Source organism: Holophagales bacterium, from assembly GCA_016699405.1.
Classification (GTDB): domain Bacteria; phylum Acidobacteriota; class Thermoanaerobaculia; order Multivoradales; family JAGPDF01; genus JAAYLR01.
The window spans coordinates 4,316,530-4,330,610 of sequence record CP064972.1 but is presented as its reverse complement, the minus strand read 5'-3'; the positions used below and the strand labels follow the sequence as shown (position 1 = coordinate 4,330,610).

Sequence of the window (14,081 nt, the reverse complement as noted above, 5' to 3'; positions counted from 1 at the left end):
CGGGTCCCCTCCTACGGACGCGTCCGTGCGAGATCCGTGCCGTGATCGACAGGCGAGGGAACTCCGACCGCCGCAGCTCGTTCACGCGCCTGCGGGAGCACCGCTCGGTCGAGCGTGCGGCGGTGCGCTCCGGAGACGAGCAGTGAGATGGCCTCTTCGAGGGCGACGCGGGCCTCGGAAGGTCTCCCGGAGCTGGTGAGAATCGCACCCTTCAGCGACAGCAGCGCTCCGCGACAGTAGCTCGTTTGAGCGAGCTCCTGCTCGATCCTGAGGAGAGTCTTCTCGGCGTCCGTACCGGCCCCCCAACTGCGTTCAAGGTCGAGGTAGTGCTGAGCGTCTGTGGCAAACACTCTTCGGGCCTGGGGCGCCGGGAACGGCTTCCGACCGCTGCGGGTGAAGACCCACTCCCGCAGCAGCTCGGCCCAGCTGTCGAGCTGAGGAAATGCGACGACGAAGCGATCGACGGCGCCTTCGGCTTCCCTCCAGCGCTGCTGCTCGACGAAGGCGAAGACGATCCCCTCGAGGTAGAAGTACCGGTTCATCGCTCCGCGATCGGCGTCGCCGAGCTCAAGGCCACGCTCGTACCAGGAGACGGCACGATCGAGCTTGCCCGAGAGATGGAGGGCCAGTGCCGCATCGAAGGCGATCTCGGACGAGAACTGGCTCCGCTCGGCCAGGCGGGCAAGGGCCGCTTCGCCGTCGTCGAGCCTTCCTCCTCCGATCAACGCCTTGGCGCGGAGGCGTCCGGCGGCCTCGGTCAACAGGTCGTCGCCGGCTGCTTTCGCTGCATCGACTCCCCGCTCTGCTGCCAGCACGGCGTTCGCCCAGGACCCCATCTCGGCGAGCCGCATCGCTTCGGCAATCTCGGCCCAGGCCGAGCGCTCTGCTCGTCCTCGCTTGTCTTCCGGTCGTGCCAGCCAGTCGTCGAAGGCAAGTTGGAAGGGGGCACGATTTTGGTAGTGGAGGCGCACGGTCCTCGCCTTCTCATCCACCTGGATCCCCAGCTCAGAGAGGGGGAGATCGCCCGGTGGCAAGAGGCGGTATCCGGCAAGCTGCTCGCCGGGAGGACGTCCCGTGCAGCCAGGTGTGACGGCTCTCGATCCAACCGCGAAGGTCTCGCGCTTCTCTCCGATCCAGGGCTCGAGACGTACTGCCGCGACAGCGTGGTAGCTGCCGAGAGTGCTGTTGATTCCGTTGAAGAGCAGCTCGGGTCGGCCATCGCGATCGAGATCGGCGGCTCGCGTGAAGGCGTGATGCCCGGTTGCCAGAAGGACGACCCGCGTGCGGCGAACCGAGGGCTCCCAGAGCAACGTGTAGGACGGCCAACTCGGTCCATGGTGGAACGAGACGAGAATTTCGTCGAGACCGTCGCCGTCCAGATCGACAGCGGCCACGCGCCTGGCCAAGAAGCGATCGGCAAAGCCACGGAATGGCCGATCCTCGCCCGGATTCAGGTCGATGGTCTCGAGGACCTCTCCCGTCTCGGTGGCGAGGACCGAAAGTCGGTAGCGCTTCCATTGATCAAAGTCTTGGCTCCGGCGGAGACCAGCTACGAGTCGCGCCGGCTCTCCCGGGCGGATCCTCGCCAATGCACTCAGTCGGCTCGTCGTGCTCTGAATGCCAGGAATCGACCACATCGCTCGCCCCGACCTGTCGATGGCTCGAACTCCATCGTCGTTCCCGGCCCCGAGCGGCTCGAGGTGGTCGAATTCGCGAGCGTACTGGCGGGCCTGCCAAGCGAGCGTTGCCCACACGAGCGCACTGAGTCCGAGCAACGCCAGCGCGAGGCCGCGAGCTCGGCTCGATGGGCTGATCGCCGCGCGCCTGGCCTCGAGATCGGCGAGCGCTTCTGCCGCCGAGGCGTAGCGCCGATCCGGGTCGCGCTCGAGAAGGCGGCGAAGGAAGCGAGCGAGCCAGCGTGGCAGCCCCGGGACGAGCCGTCGCGAAACTGGCGCCGGCTGTTGGACGCGCTGGAGAAGCGAAGCGAGGCTGCCGTGGGTTGGAAACGCCGGCTCGCCCGTGAGCGCCTCGAGCAGCACGAGCCCGGCGCTGTAGAGGTCTGACCGCGTTTCGGCATCTCGCCCCAGCACTTGTTCGGGGGCGAGGTAGTCGAGCGTGCCCACCGGGGCATTGCCGATCGTGAGCTGCGTCTCGTCGGACACGATCGAACGCGCGAGTCCCAAGTCGCCGAGCTTGTACCGGCCCTCGGAAGCGACGAGCAGATTGCCCGGCTTGACGTCGCGGTGGACGACGCCTCGGGCGTGAAGCGCCGCGAGGCCGCGCAGCAGGTCGATCCCGAGAGCCCGAACCTCTTCGGAGGAGAGCGGTCCGTGAGTCAGTCGATCGCGCAGCGATCCCCCCGCGATGAGCTCCATGACCAGGAACGGGTACCCTCCTTCGTCCATGCCGAAGTCGAAGATGCGTAGCAGGTTCGGGCTCTCGGCGTCGCGTGCCACCGCGGCCTCTCGACGGAAGCGCTCGAGTGAGGCGGGGCTCTCGCGGTCCGCGCGCAGGATCTTGAGCGCTACCTCGCGGCGAAGTGTGGAGTCGAAGGCTCGGTAGACAAGGCCGAAGCCGCCGCTGCCCAGGAGCTCTCGGATCTCATAGCGCGCCGCGACCAGGGCTCCGGAAGGGAGCTGACGCGGGACGGTCTCCGTACGGAGATCGTTCGTGACGGACTCCGTCTGCTCGGGCGAAACCATGAGTATCTACGTCAAGACTATACCAAGAGGAGGCCGCGGAGTGCCGCCGCTCTTCTCTGTCACACTGTTCGTCAGGACGTTAATGTCACCGCGGCCGCGGTCTGGGTGAAGGACCGGCTCCCGGCGATGACCAGGAAGCGGATCGTCTGAGTTCGAATCGTCGGTGGAGCCTGATCTCTTGTCCGGGCAACGGAGCGCTCCACCTCCCGTCGCGCGGGGACTGCTGACCCGCCCAGCCTTGACGCCGGCGATTCGCGGCATCATGATGCTCCCATGAGGACCACCTTGACGCTCGAGGAGGATGTGGCGGCCCGAATCCGGCAGGAGATGCGGCGCACCGGTGGGGGACCGAAGCGGGTGGTGAACGACGCTCTGAGGCGTGGTCTCGGCCTGGTCGCCGCCCCGTCGAAGGGCTCGCGCTTCGTCGTGACACCGCACTCGTTCGGTCTCGCGGCGGGAGTCGATCGCGACCGACTCAATCAGCTCGCCGATCAGCTCGAGGCCGAAGCGGCGGTCGAGCGTTTGCGCCGGTGATCGTTCCCGACCTGAACCTCCTGATCTACGCCTACGACGCGGATGCCTCGCGGCACGCGTCGGCGCGAGCGGTGTGGGAAGAGTGCCTCAACGGCGAGGAGCTGGTGGGCATTGCGTGGGTGACGATTCTCGGATTCCTGAGGTTCACGACTCATCCGGCGCTCCAGACCCGGCCGCTGCCGGTTTCCGCGGCGACGGCCATCGTCCGGTCGTGGCTCGCCCGGCCGAACGTGGAAGCGCTCGAGGCGGGCGCGAAACACGCCGAGCGGCTCCTGGGGTTGCTCGAACGGATCGGCACCGGCGGCAACCTGACGTCGGATGCCCATCTGGCCGCGATCGCCATCGAGCACGGCGCGACGCTCTATTCCACCGACGCCGATTTCGCCCGATTCCCCGGCCTGTCGTGGACCGACCCGCTCCGCCCCGTCGGCGACCAAGGTGGGCCGGCCCGCTCGAAGCGACCGCGCCGGCTGCGGTAGCGCCGGGCGACTCCGCGAGGGGAGAGACTCACTGGGCCCTTCCGGGCGGCAATGTTCCGCGGACTCCCGACGGGTTCGTCTGTTGAGGTGGGCTGCCGCGCTGATTGCGGAGCAGGTGGCCCGGGCAGTCAGCGGCTGCTTTCCGGCGGGAGCTCCTCGGGTGGCAGGACACTCTCCAGCAGACCGTGCAGCAAGGGAATCTCGGTGCTCGCCACGTCCCAGACGAGGTCGAGGTCCACGTCGAGATAGTCGTGCACGATCTTGTGACGCATGCCGACGATCTCGGCCCAGGGGATCTCGGGATGGGTGTCCTGCGTGTGCCGAGACACCTTTCGTGCAGCCTCGCCCAGCGTCTGAATGAGATGGGTCAGGGCGAGTCGCAGGTTTTCGTCGGCATCGTAGCTCTCCCGGTCGAGACCGGCGCAGCGCCCCGCGATGCGGTCGCAGAGGTCGAGCATGTGCCCGAGGTAGACGAGGTCGTCATGCTGCATACTGCACCTTGGCTTCGGCGAGGACGCGGTCGCGCAGCCGGCGGTTGAGGTACTTCCGTGGAACGACGTCGACCCGGCGACCGCCGAAGAGCGCCGAAAGCTCACGCTCGAGGTCGAAGACGCGGAAGCCGAGAGTGGTGCCGGGCTCGTATTCGATCAAGACGTCGACGTCGCTTTCCGGTCCGAAGTCGTCGCGCAGCACCGATCCGAAGAGCGCCAACTCACGGATCTTCCAGCGGCGACAAAGCTCCGCAAGCCGCTCCCGATCGATCAGGAGAGGGCTGACTGGGTCCGTAGTCATCGTGCTTCCGCTCCTTGGAGCGAATTGTAGCGTTTCCAAGAGCTGGCGCCGACCCGCTGCCAGGCCCTCCGAGACGGGAGGCGCGGGCCTCACCAGCCGCCGAAGCGCTCCCAACGTTCGACCACCTCGCGGCCGCCGTCCACCACGTGATAGTAGCTGTGTTGCGCCGCGGTGGCGCAGGCGTGGTTGGGTAGAACGCGCAGGCGCGTGCCGAGGGGGAAGCGGGAGAGATCGAACGGCTGGCGATCTCGCCGCGCGACGATTCCGTGTTCCTGACTGGTGGCGACGACGAGCAGGTCGAGGTCGGGGAACGGCCGGCCGTCGAGATCGCAGACCACCCCCAGACCCTGATCGACCGCGTGCGAGGCCGTGCCGCGATCACGCGAGAGGGCGGTGAATCCGCCGTCGGTGACCAGCCAGCCGCGCTCCGGTTGATGTCCGATGACGGCGACCAGCACCGAGAGGGCGATGTCGTCGAGCGTGCAGACGCCGAGGCCGGCCATCACCAGGTCCTGGAACATGTAGACCCCGGCGCGCACTTCGGTGACGCCGGCGAACGACTCGCCGAAGGTGGCGGTCGGCGTCGAGCCGACGCTGACGACGGGGCAGGGGAGCCCCGCGTCGGCGAGCCGGTCGCGGGCGGCGACGACGGCGCCTCGCTCGCGCGTGGCCATCTCGCGGATCGCCGCCACACTGCGACAGCCGTACGAGCCGCCGCCGTGCGTGAGCACGCCGCGCAGCGCGGCACCGGGCGAGTCGTGCAGCGCGCGGCCGATGGCGAGTAGCTCCGGGTCGTCGGGGACGATCCCCGCACGTTGGCCGTCGCAGTCGATTTCGACGAGGGCCGGCACCGGCGTCGATTCGTTCGCTCCGCGGTCGGCCACCGCGCGAGCGGCGTCCATCGAATCGAGCAGCACCGCGAGGTCGGCTCCGCGCCGGCGCAGCGCGGCGACCTCCGCGAGCTTGCCCGGGGCGATGCCCACCGCGTAGACGAGATCGGTGTAGCCAGCCGCGAGGAACTGCTCTGCCTCGGCGAGTGTCGACACGGTGAGCCCGATCTCGCCCGGACGACCCACTTTCGCGATCACCTCGCGGCACTTGGCGGTCTTGACGTGCGGGCGCAGCCCCACGCCGAGCCGGGCGAGGCGCTCTCGCATGCGAGCGAGATTGCGCTCGAGCGTCGGTTCGTCGAGCAGGATGCTGGGGGTTGGAAGGTCGGTGACGATCACGTTCGGCTCCGTTCGGGAGGGCTCGCTTGGCGAATCGTAGCCGCGTTTCGGCGAAAGTCTTCGTCCTTGCAGCCTCACGGATTCCCGCGCGAGCCGCGCGGCGAGCGGGTGCGCGGGCGAGGGGCGGGGTGGCAACGCCGTCGGCGGGCGGCGAGTGGGCGTCGCCCGCATTTGCTGCGACAATGTCCCCGATGCGCCGCGCGATCGGGCTGCTGGCCGTCGCTCTCCTGCTGGCCGGAGTCGGCTCGGCATCGCTGCTGGCCGAACGGTTGCCGGTCACCGTCTTCACGACGGCGGAGGGTCTGGCGGGCGACACGGTGACGGCGCTCCTGCAGGATCGAACCGGCCTGCTCTGGGTCGGCACGAGCTCGGGCCTCTCGCGTTTCGACGGGCAGGCGTTCACCAACTACGGCACCGCGGACGGTCTCGGCGCGGGCTGGATCGGCAAGGTGGTGGAGGACCGCCACGGCACGCTCTGGGTGCTCTCGGGCGATGCGGTCGTCCGGATGCTCGAACGGCGCGAGCCGGACGGGCAGCTCTTCCGCCGTTGCGAGCTGGTCGGCGACGAGGTTCGTCCCGCGGTCTTCGACCTGCTGGAGGACGCGCGCGGCGAGCTGTGGCTGACCGCGGGCAAGTCGCTCTATCGCTATCTCCCCGCGCTCGATCGCTTCGAGCAGGTTCCGCTCGCGATCGTCTGGCCGCAGGAAGGACCGATGGCGCTCGCGGCCCTCGCGGACGGTGCGGACGGTTCGCTCTGGATCCGTGCGAGCCACGGTCTCGTGCGGCGCCTGCCGGACGGACGCGTCGGTTTCTACGACGTGCCGCGTGGCGCGATGGATCCCAACGCGGGAGTGCTCGAACGCGATCGGACCGGGAGGCTCTGGCTCACCGGGGAGCGGATCATCGCCTTTCTGCCGGAGGAGATCGCATCGGCGAGTGCGATCGGATACCCGCTGAAGCGGATCCTCCGTCCGGCACAGGACTGGAGTGCGGCGAGCCGTCCGGCGAGGCCGGGCGAGGCGGTCGCCTTCGAGTCGCTCGGACGTCTCGGACCGGAGCGGATCTACGCCATCCTCGCGGCGCGCGACGGCTCGCTCTTGATCGCCGGCGACAAGCTGCACGTCGCCGAGTCGACGACGCTGCGCGAGCTCGACCACCGTCACGGGATTCCCGGTCATACCGTGTCGGTCCTGCTGGAGGACCGGGACGAGAGCCTGTGGATCGGCACGGAGAGCGCCGGGCTGGTGAGACTCGACCGCGCCGGCATGGTGCGCTGGGGACCCGACGAGGGGCTCGCCAGCGTCAAGGTCGGGTCGGTGGTGACCGATCATCACGGCGGGATCGTCGCGGTCAGTTTCCCGGCCTGCGAAGCGGTTCACCGGCTCTCGGGCGATCGCTTCGAGTCCTCACGGCTGTCGATGCCGAAGGCGGTCGAGAGCTGCGGCTGGGGGGAGAACCAGGTCACGCTGGTCGATCGCTTCGGCGAGTGGTGGGTGCCGACCTTCAACGGCGTGCTGCGCTACCCGCGGGTACGTCGCCTCGAGGATCTGCCCCGGACCCCGCCGCGGGCCCGTTACACGATGGCCGACGGGCTGGGGTACGACGCTGCCTTTCGGCTCTTCGAGGATGCGCGCTCCGACATCTGGGTGAGCATGTTCTCGCCGAGGCGGAGCCGCCTCGCGCGCTTCGATCGGCAACGGGAACGCTGGACGAGCTTCGAGGCCCAGGAAGGCCTGCCCTACGACACGGCGACCGCCTTCGCCGACGGCCGCGACGGTTCGGTGTGGATGGGCTTCTTCAGCGTCCGCGACGGCTCGCAGGGCGGAGTGGCGCGCTACCGCGACGGACGCTTCCGCTACTTCGCTCCGTCGGCCGACGGCCTGCCCGCCGGCTTCGTCAGCTCCCTCCTGGTCGACCGCCGAGGCGGGCTCTGGGCGGGCGTCCTCGGGCGGGGGCTGGCGCGGCTCGAGGCGCCGGACCGCGATCCTCCGGTCTGGAAACGCTACGGGACCGCGGAGGGTCTGGCGAGCGACGAGATCGTCGCTCTTGCCTCGGACCGCTTCGGACAGGTCTACATCGGCTCGCGGCGCGGAGTGGACCGCCTCGACCCCGAGAGCGGCCGCGTGCGCCACTTCGATCGCGCCTCCGGTCTCGCCAACGAAGGGGTCGTCTCGATGACCGTCGACGGCGCGGGCGATCTCTGGATCGCCACGGCCGGAGGCGTTTCGCGGTTGCGCCCCCGACCCGAAATGCCGACGAGCGCGCCGCCGATGCGACTCTTCGAGCTCTGGGTTGCCGGACGGCGCCGGCCGCTGCCGGAGCGCGGTCTCGCGCAGCTGTCCGATCTCGAGCTCTCGGCGAGCGACCGGCATGTCGAAGTGTCCTTCGCCGCCGTCGACTTGCGGCCCGGCCACCGTCTCACCTACCAGTACCGGTTGAACGAGGGCTCTTGGATCTCGCTCGCCGCGGGAGAACGGCGCGTGCATCTCGCCGGGTTGGCGCCCGGCGCCTACGCGATCGAGGCGCGCGCGATGCTCGCTGACGGCCGCAGCGGCGAGCCCGCAACGCTCGGGTTCACCGTCGAGCCGCCGTTCTGGCGGCGGCTCTGGTTCCAGGTCGCGTTGCTCCTCGTCGTCGGCGGTCTCGTCTTGGGAGCCGTGCGCCAGCGGCTCGCCAGGCTGCGCGAGGTGCAGGCGGTGCGCGCACGCATCGCGGCCGATCTGCACGACGACCTCGGGCTGTCGCTTTCGCGGGTCGCGATGCTCGCCGAGATGACGCGCCCCGAGCTCTCGCCGGGGAGCGCGGCCGACACCGCCCTCGAGGAGATCGCCGCGAGCGCGCGCGAGCTCGTCGACGCGACGAGCGACGTTGCTTGGGCGCTGGACCCGGCCAAGGACGACCTGCCGTCCCTGCTCGGCCGTCTCCGCCGGCTGGGCGGCGAGATCTGCGAAGGGGCCGGCGTCGACTTCCGCTTCTGTGCCCCCGAGGCCGGCGCGGGCATCGTGCTCAAGGACGAACGTCGCCGCCACCTCTACCTGATTCTCAAGGAGGCCGTGCACAACGCCGTGCGTCACGGCCGCCCGACGCACCTTGCGCTCAGCGTGCGGCTCGAGGGGCGGCAGCTCTTCGCCGAGGTGATCGACGACGGCTGCGGCTTCGACCCGGAGCTCGTCGCGCAGGAGGGCGGCGGGCACGGCCTCGCCAGCCTCGAGCGGCGAGCCGAGCAGCTCGGCGGCACGATCCGCGTCGAGTCGCGCCCCGGCGCCGGCACGACGGTCCGGCTCGCAGTCCCTCTCGCTACGCCTTGAGCGTCAGATCAGGCCGGCGCGCAGCGCCTTGGAGACCGCCGCCGACATCGAGTGCACCTCGAGCTTCTCGTAGATGGCGCGGATGTGGTTGCGCACCGTGTTCGAGGTGATGCCGAGGCTCTCGCCGGCCTGGGCGTAGGTGCAGCCCTTGGCGAGCAGGGCGAGCAGCTTCTGCTCGGTCGGGGTGAGCGACATCTCGGTGCCGGGCAGCGGCGCGAAGCGGGTGAACATCTTCACCACGCGCGCGGCGATCTCCGGCGACATCGGCGCGCCGCCGGCGTGCGCCTCGCGCACCAGCTCGAGCAGGCGGGGCGGCGGTGTCTTCTTCAGCAGGTAGCCGCACGCGCCGTGGCAGAGGGCGCGGAAGATCCGCTCTTCGTCCATGAAGACGGTGAACATGAGCACCGCCGGATCGCCGAAGCGACGGCGCAGCGGTGCGATCCCCTCGATGCCCGACATCCCCGGCAGGCCGATGTCGAGCAACAGCACCTGCGGCCGAGTTTCGACCGGGCGGCGCAGTGCCTCCTCGACCGACCCGAACGCCCCGGCAAGCGCGAACCCCGGCGTGGACTCGAGGATCCGCCGCAGCCCCTCGCGCAGCGGCGTGTCGTCCTCGACCAGCGCGACGGCGATCGTCGATGCGGCAGCGGCCTCGCCCGCGACGACGACGGCGCCGGCCCGGAGGGGGGATTCGTTCGCCATGGGCGGATGATGGCATGCCCGCTGCCGAGGGAGGGGAGCACGATCATGCTCTGTCGTGGATGTGGGTGGGTCTCTAGTCTCGCGTCATCGCCCGTGATCCCGGGCGCCCTCGACAGAGAAAGGACCCCTCCATGCCCGCTCGTTCGTTGCGCTCGATCTTGCGGCCTCTTGCGCTCCTTCTGCTCCTGGCCTGGGGCCCCACGCCCGCGGAGGCCGAAGTCCCCGAAACCTCTTCCCCCGGCGGGCTCGCTCGCGCGGCGGAGGTCGCCTCGCTCTGTCCGACCTTCAGCTGGGGCGTCGCGAGCGGCGCCGCCCGTCTCGAGCTCGTGGTGCTCGATCTGGCGGTGCCGGACTCGCCGACCGTCGTGCTGCGGCGTGAGCTCTCCGGCAAGAGCTCGTCGTGGACGCCGGATCGCGTCGACTGCCTGCGCCCCGGTGGGAGCTACGGCTGGACGCTGCGCTCGCTCGACGCCACCGGTCGCGCCGTCGACGGCGAGAACGGCTGGGCGGCCGTCCGTCGCTTCACGGTGCCGGCGCTGCCGAGCGCCTCGGAGGTCGACGCGGCGATGGAGGTGCTGCGGCGCTGGCAGGAGGGCGGTGAGAGCGCAATGCCCTCGGCGAGCTCGGCGAGCGCGACCGCTACAGCCTCGTCGAGCCGACTCGCGGACCGTGCGAGCACGGCAGGCCAGTCGGCGATCGTCGGCGAGAACCCGGCGGTGTCGGGTTTCCAGCACGGCATCTGGGGACAGACCGCTTCGGCGTCCGGTGCAGGACTCGTCGGGGCGAACCTCGCGGGCGGTCCCGATCTCGTCCTCGAGGGCGCGGCGCAGGGGCAAGTCGACACGATCGTCACGCAGAGCGGCATCGACCGCCCGTCGGCGAGCTCGCAGACGTTCAACATCGAGAACTCCGGTGCGGGTGCGATGGCGTTGCAAGTCGACGGAGCGGCTGTCAGCCTCGCCGGGCATCTCCACGCCGGCGAGGAGATCGCCTCCGGCACGGTGGCCGATGCGCGTGTCGCCTCGACGCTCACCCGCGACGACGAAGTGATGACGATCGTCCTCTACGACGACGGGCCGGGCTCCACGCTCAACGCCGACCTGCTCGATGGCCTGCACGGGCAGAACTTCCAGCGCCGCGTGACCGGCGTTTGCGCCGCCGGCGAAACGCTCCAGGGGATCAACGTCGACGGCAGCGTCGTCTGCGCGGTGCTCGGCGGACCGCCGACCGCGACCACGGTCACCAGCTCGATCGCCGAGACGTTCGCCTACCACACGTCGATCGCCGTCGGCGCCGATGGCCTGCCCGTCGTCAGCTTCTACAACATGTCCCGCGGGGCCCTCGCCGTCCTCAAGTGCAACGATGCCGCTTGCGACGGGCTCGGCGAGACCATCTCGTGGGTCGACGACCCGGCCACCGGAGTCGGGAAGTTCTCGGCGATTGCCATCGGCGCCGACGGCTTTCCGGTCATCAGCTACTTCGACGAGGCCTCCAGCTCGTTGAAGGTGGCGAAGTGCAACGACGCCGCATGCAGCGGTGGCGACGAAACGACGACCACGGTCGACAATCCGGCCAACGTGGTCGGCAAGGGCACGGACATCGCGATCGGCACCGACGGCTTCCCGGTGATCTGCTACTTCGACGAGACCGCCGCCGCTCTCAAGGTCGCCAAGTGCAACGACGTGGCGTGCGCCGGCAACAACGAGACGATCACCACGGTCGACGATCCGGTCGATGCGGTCGGGCAGTTCTGCTCGATCGCGATCGCCTGGACGGGGAATCCGTACATCAGCTACTTCGACGAGACCGAAGGAGGGCTCAAGCTGATGAGCTGCAACGACGCGGCGTGCTCCGGCGGCGGCGAGCCCTCGACCCTCGTCGACGCCCCGGATGGCGGGAGCGTCGGGCACTACACCTCGCTGGGCATCAGTCCGATCGACGGCAAGCCGGTGATCTCCTACTACGACGCGACCAATAGCGCCCTCAAGGTCGCCAAGTGCACCGACTTCGGTTGCATCGGAACGAACAAGGTGATCACGATGGTGGACAACAGCGCGGACGTCGGCGAGTACAGCGCGCTTGCCTTCGGCGACGACGGGTTGCCGGTCATCAGCTACTACGACGCCACCATCACCTCCCTCAAGGTGGTTCGCTGCAACGACATCGCCTGCACCGGCGACGACGAGTCGATCGTCACGGCCTTGAATCCGACCGGGACGGACGTCGGCAAGTACAACGCCATCGCCATCGGTGCCGACGGCTACCCGGTGATCTCGCTGATCGACGACACCTACGACGAGGTCCGCGTGCTCAAGTGCCACTCGCGAAGCTGTCTGGCACCGTGAGGATGGATGCGAGAGGAGGGACGAGCCATGCGCCCATTCGCTTTCTCGCCGGTTGCCGCAGGACGGTGGGTCGGACTCCTGTTGGCAACCACCCTCGGTCTTCCCGGTGCGGCTGGCGCCGCCGTCTGCAGCGTGCCGACGGTCTACCCGACGATCTCCGCGGCCCTCGCCGACGGGACCTGCGACCCGATCCAGGTGGCGGCCGGCACCTACACGACGAATCTGACGATCGCCCGCGACGTGACGATCAGCGGCGCGGGCTCGGCGAGCACGACGATCGCCGGCGCGGTGAGCGTCAGCGGATCGGCCACCGACGCGGTGCTCAACGCCCTGCGCGTCGACGCCGGCACGGCGAGCTCGGCGACCTGCTATGCGAGCGGCTTCGACGTGCGCGGCGGGGCGAAGGCGAGCGGCGTCGACCTCGTGGTCGTCGGCCGTCCGACGCCGACGGCCGCCTGCGGCTTCTTCGCCGACGGCTTCGAGAGCGGTGACCTCCTGCCCTGGTCGGCGAGGCGGCCGTAGGGGACAGTTCCCGGCGATGTCGACCCTTCAGGAATTCTCCCTGGACTTGGCGGGGCGGTTGCCCCGTCGAGGCCTTGCCCGGTCTCGAGCTCGGAGGTCACCCACACATCACGCCCGTTCGCGGTTCCGTGCTCATCTCGCGATGGCGCTCGCTTCGGTCGCTTTCGTCATCCCGGCCTCGGTCACGGCGAGCGATCTCGCCACCGCGGTGTCACCGGGGGCGACCGAGCGGCCGAGCGAGATCGGCAGCGCGTGCCCGACCTTCAGTTGGAGCGCGGTGGCCGGTGCCGCCGGCCACGAGCTCGCGGTGCTCGACCTCACGACGAAGGGCGAGCCGGTCGTCGTCCTGCGCCATCCGGTGGAAGGGTCGGCCTCCTCGTGGACGCCGAGCCTCGCCGAGTGTCTGAAGCCGGGCGGGAGCTTCGCCTGGACGGTGCGAGCGCTCGATGCCTCCGGTCGCGGGATGGGGAGCGAGACCGGCTGGTCGGCGCCCAAGCGGTTCACGATTCGCGCCATTCCGACCGCCGACGAGGTGGCAGCGGCGATCGACCTGCTGCGGCGTTGGCAGAGCCAGTCGACGGGCGGGAGCGGATCGGGCGTCGACGCCGACAGCCTCGATAGCTCCCACGCTGCCAGCTTCAGCCCCTTGGCTCACGTACACGCCGGCGAGGCATCACCTCCGGCACGGTGGCCGACGCCCGGGTCGACAGCGCACTCACGCGCGACAGCGAAGTCATGACGATCGTCCTCGGCAACGACGGCCCGGCGTCGGGGCTCAATGCCGATCTGCTCGACGGCCTGCCCTCGCAGAGCTTCCAGATGCGTGTTCCGGCGCCTGTGCCGGGGGCGAGACCTTGCAGGCGATCGACGCCGACGGCACGGTCGTCTGCTCGGCGCTCAACGGTCCGCCGACGATCTCCACCCTCTACGACACCGGCTGGACGGCGGGCACCGACACGTCGATCGCCATCGGCGGCGACCGAGTGCCGGTGATCAGTCATGCCGTGAACGGCGGGGCGGGATAGCGGCTCGCCGTCACCCGGTGCGGCGATGCGTCCTGCTCGACGACGCCCCGTTTCGACATGGTCGATGCGCCGGCCAGCAGCGTCGGACTCGGGTCGTCGATCGCGATCGGCGCTGACCCATTGCCGGTCATCAGCTACCAGGATCAGAGAGCGACCGCGCTCTAGGTGGTCGAGTGCGGGAACGCCAGCTGCTCGCCGGGAGGCGCCACGATCACGACCGTCGACGCCGGCAGCGACGTCGGAGCCTGGACGTCGCTGGCGATCGGCGACGACGGGCGGCCGGTGATCGCCTACGACGACACGACCGCCGGGGTTCTCCAGGTCGCCAAGTGACAGACGCGAAGCTGCATGGCGCCCTGATTCCCCTCGACCGAGGCGTCCGACGACGGTGCCTCTCGATCGCCAGGGCCGCCTCCACCGCAACGGCGTGAGAAGACAGCGGG

The 14,081-nt window shown here is 69.7% G+C and carries 13 protein-coding genes; 8 read left to right on the top strand and 5 right to left on the bottom strand.

What is annotated here, in order from left to right:
- Positions 1-11: 11 nt before the first annotated feature.
- Complete coding sequence (locus IPJ17_17945) at positions 12-2,702, bottom strand: protein kinase (protein ID QQR73346.1); 2,691 nt, start codon at positions 2,700-2,702, stop codon at positions 12-14.
- 273 nt (positions 2,703-2,975) lie between these two features.
- Between IPJ17_17945 and IPJ17_17940 the strand changes: the two genes are divergently transcribed.
- Both IPJ17_17940 and IPJ17_17935 read left to right on the top strand, forming a co-directional pair.
- Entirely contained in the window at positions 2,976-3,236 is a 261-nt protein-coding gene (locus tag IPJ17_17940) for an antitoxin (GenBank protein QQR73345.1), read from the top strand.
- Entirely contained in the window at positions 3,233-3,715 is a 483-nt protein-coding gene (locus IPJ17_17935; protein ID QQR73344.1) for a type II toxin-antitoxin system VapC family toxin, read from the top strand. Before IPJ17_17940 ends, IPJ17_17935 begins: the two co-directional genes overlap by 4 nt.
- A 128-nt stretch (positions 3,716-3,843) precedes the next feature.
- Here the strand turns inward: IPJ17_17935 and IPJ17_17930 are convergent, their stop codons facing one another.
- From IPJ17_17930 to IPJ17_17920, 3 genes are all read right to left on the bottom strand, one after another.
- The gene (locus IPJ17_17930; GenBank protein ID QQR73343.1) at positions 3,844-4,206 is read right to left on the bottom strand and encodes a DUF86 domain-containing protein; all 363 of its coding nucleotides are present in this window, start codon (positions 4,204-4,206) and stop codon (positions 3,844-3,846) included.
- Entirely contained in the window at positions 4,196-4,507 is a 312-nt protein-coding gene (locus tag IPJ17_17925; GenBank protein ID QQR73342.1) for a nucleotidyltransferase family protein, read from the bottom strand. Before IPJ17_17925 ends, IPJ17_17930 begins: the two co-directional genes overlap by 11 nt.
- Before the next feature lie 89 nt (positions 4,508-4,596).
- A complete protein-coding gene (locus IPJ17_17920) occupies positions 4,597-5,907 on the bottom strand; it encodes an alanine racemase (protein ID QQR73341.1) in 1,311 nt (436 codons plus the stop codon).
- Between the two features lie 20 nt (positions 5,908-5,927).
- Between IPJ17_17920 and IPJ17_17915 the strand changes: the two genes are divergently transcribed.
- A complete protein-coding gene (locus tag IPJ17_17915; protein QQR73340.1) occupies positions 5,928-9,044 on the top strand; it encodes a hypothetical protein in 3,117 nt (1,038 codons plus the stop codon).
- A gap of 3 nt (positions 9,045-9,047) precedes the next feature.
- Here the strand turns inward: IPJ17_17915 and IPJ17_17910 are convergent, their stop codons facing one another.
- Positions 9,048-9,746 carry a response regulator transcription factor gene (locus IPJ17_17910; protein ID QQR73339.1) on the bottom strand — a complete coding sequence of 233 codons (699 nt, stop codon included), beginning with the start codon at positions 9,744-9,746 and terminating at the stop codon, positions 9,048-9,050.
- A 131-nt stretch (positions 9,747-9,877) separates the two neighbouring features.
- On the opposite strand from IPJ17_17910, the gene IPJ17_17905 reads away from it, so the two are divergent.
- From IPJ17_17905 to IPJ17_17885, 5 genes are all read left to right on the top strand, one after another.
- Complete coding sequence (locus IPJ17_17905; protein ID QQR73338.1) at positions 9,878-12,091, top strand: hypothetical protein; 2,214 nt, start codon at positions 9,878-9,880, stop codon at positions 12,089-12,091.
- A gap of 27 nt (positions 12,092-12,118) precedes the next feature.
- On the top strand, positions 12,119-12,613 hold the full coding sequence (locus IPJ17_17900; protein ID QQR73337.1) for a hypothetical protein: 495 nt from the start codon (positions 12,119-12,121) through the stop codon (positions 12,611-12,613).
- A gap of 142 nt (positions 12,614-12,755) precedes the next feature.
- The gene (locus IPJ17_17895) at positions 12,756-13,352 is read left to right on the top strand and encodes a hypothetical protein (protein ID QQR73336.1); all 597 of its coding nucleotides are present in this window, start codon (positions 12,756-12,758) and stop codon (positions 13,350-13,352) included.
- A 115-nt stretch (positions 13,353-13,467) separates the two neighbouring features.
- Positions 13,468-13,638, top strand: a complete 171-nt coding sequence (locus tag IPJ17_17890; GenBank protein ID QQR73335.1) for a hypothetical protein — start codon at positions 13,468-13,470, stop codon at positions 13,636-13,638.
- Between the two features lie 165 nt (positions 13,639-13,803).
- Complete coding sequence (locus IPJ17_17885; protein QQR73334.1) at positions 13,804-13,971, top strand: hypothetical protein; 168 nt, start codon at positions 13,804-13,806, stop codon at positions 13,969-13,971.
- Positions 13,972-14,081 lie beyond the last annotated feature (110 nt).

What these genes read in the sequence shown, in the direction of transcription:
- IPJ17_17945 (QQR73346.1), bottom strand. Translation starts at nt 2,702, where the DNA reads ATGGTTTCGCCCGAGCAGACGGAGTCCGTCACGAACGATCTCCGTACG.
- IPJ17_17940 (QQR73345.1), top strand. Translation starts at nt 2,976, where the DNA reads ATGAGGACCACCTTGACGCTCGAGGAGGATGTGGCGGCCCGAATCCGG.
- IPJ17_17930 (QQR73343.1), bottom strand. Translation starts at nt 4,206, where the DNA reads ATGCAGCATGACGACCTCGTCTACCTCGGGCACATGCTCGACCTCTGC.
- IPJ17_17925 (QQR73342.1), bottom strand. Translation starts at nt 4,507, where the DNA reads ATGACTACGGACCCAGTCAGCCCTCTCCTGATCGATCGGGAGCGGCTT.
- IPJ17_17920 (QQR73341.1), bottom strand. Translation starts at nt 5,907, where the DNA reads ATGCGGGCGACGCCCACTCGCCGCCCGCCGACGGCGTTGCCACCCCGC.
- IPJ17_17915 (QQR73340.1), top strand. Translation starts at nt 5,928, where the DNA reads ATGCGCCGCGCGATCGGGCTGCTGGCCGTCGCTCTCCTGCTGGCCGGA.
- IPJ17_17910 (QQR73339.1), bottom strand. Translation starts at nt 9,746, where the DNA reads ATGGCGAACGAATCCCCCCTCCGGGCCGGCGCCGTCGTCGTCGCGGGC.
- IPJ17_17905 (QQR73338.1), top strand. Translation starts at nt 9,878, where the DNA reads ATGCCCGCTCGTTCGTTGCGCTCGATCTTGCGGCCTCTTGCGCTCCTT.
- IPJ17_17900 (QQR73337.1), top strand. Translation starts at nt 12,119, where the DNA reads ATGCGCCCATTCGCTTTCTCGCCGGTTGCCGCAGGACGGTGGGTCGGA.
- IPJ17_17895 (QQR73336.1), top strand. Translation starts at nt 12,756, where the DNA reads ATGGCGCTCGCTTCGGTCGCTTTCGTCATCCCGGCCTCGGTCACGGCG.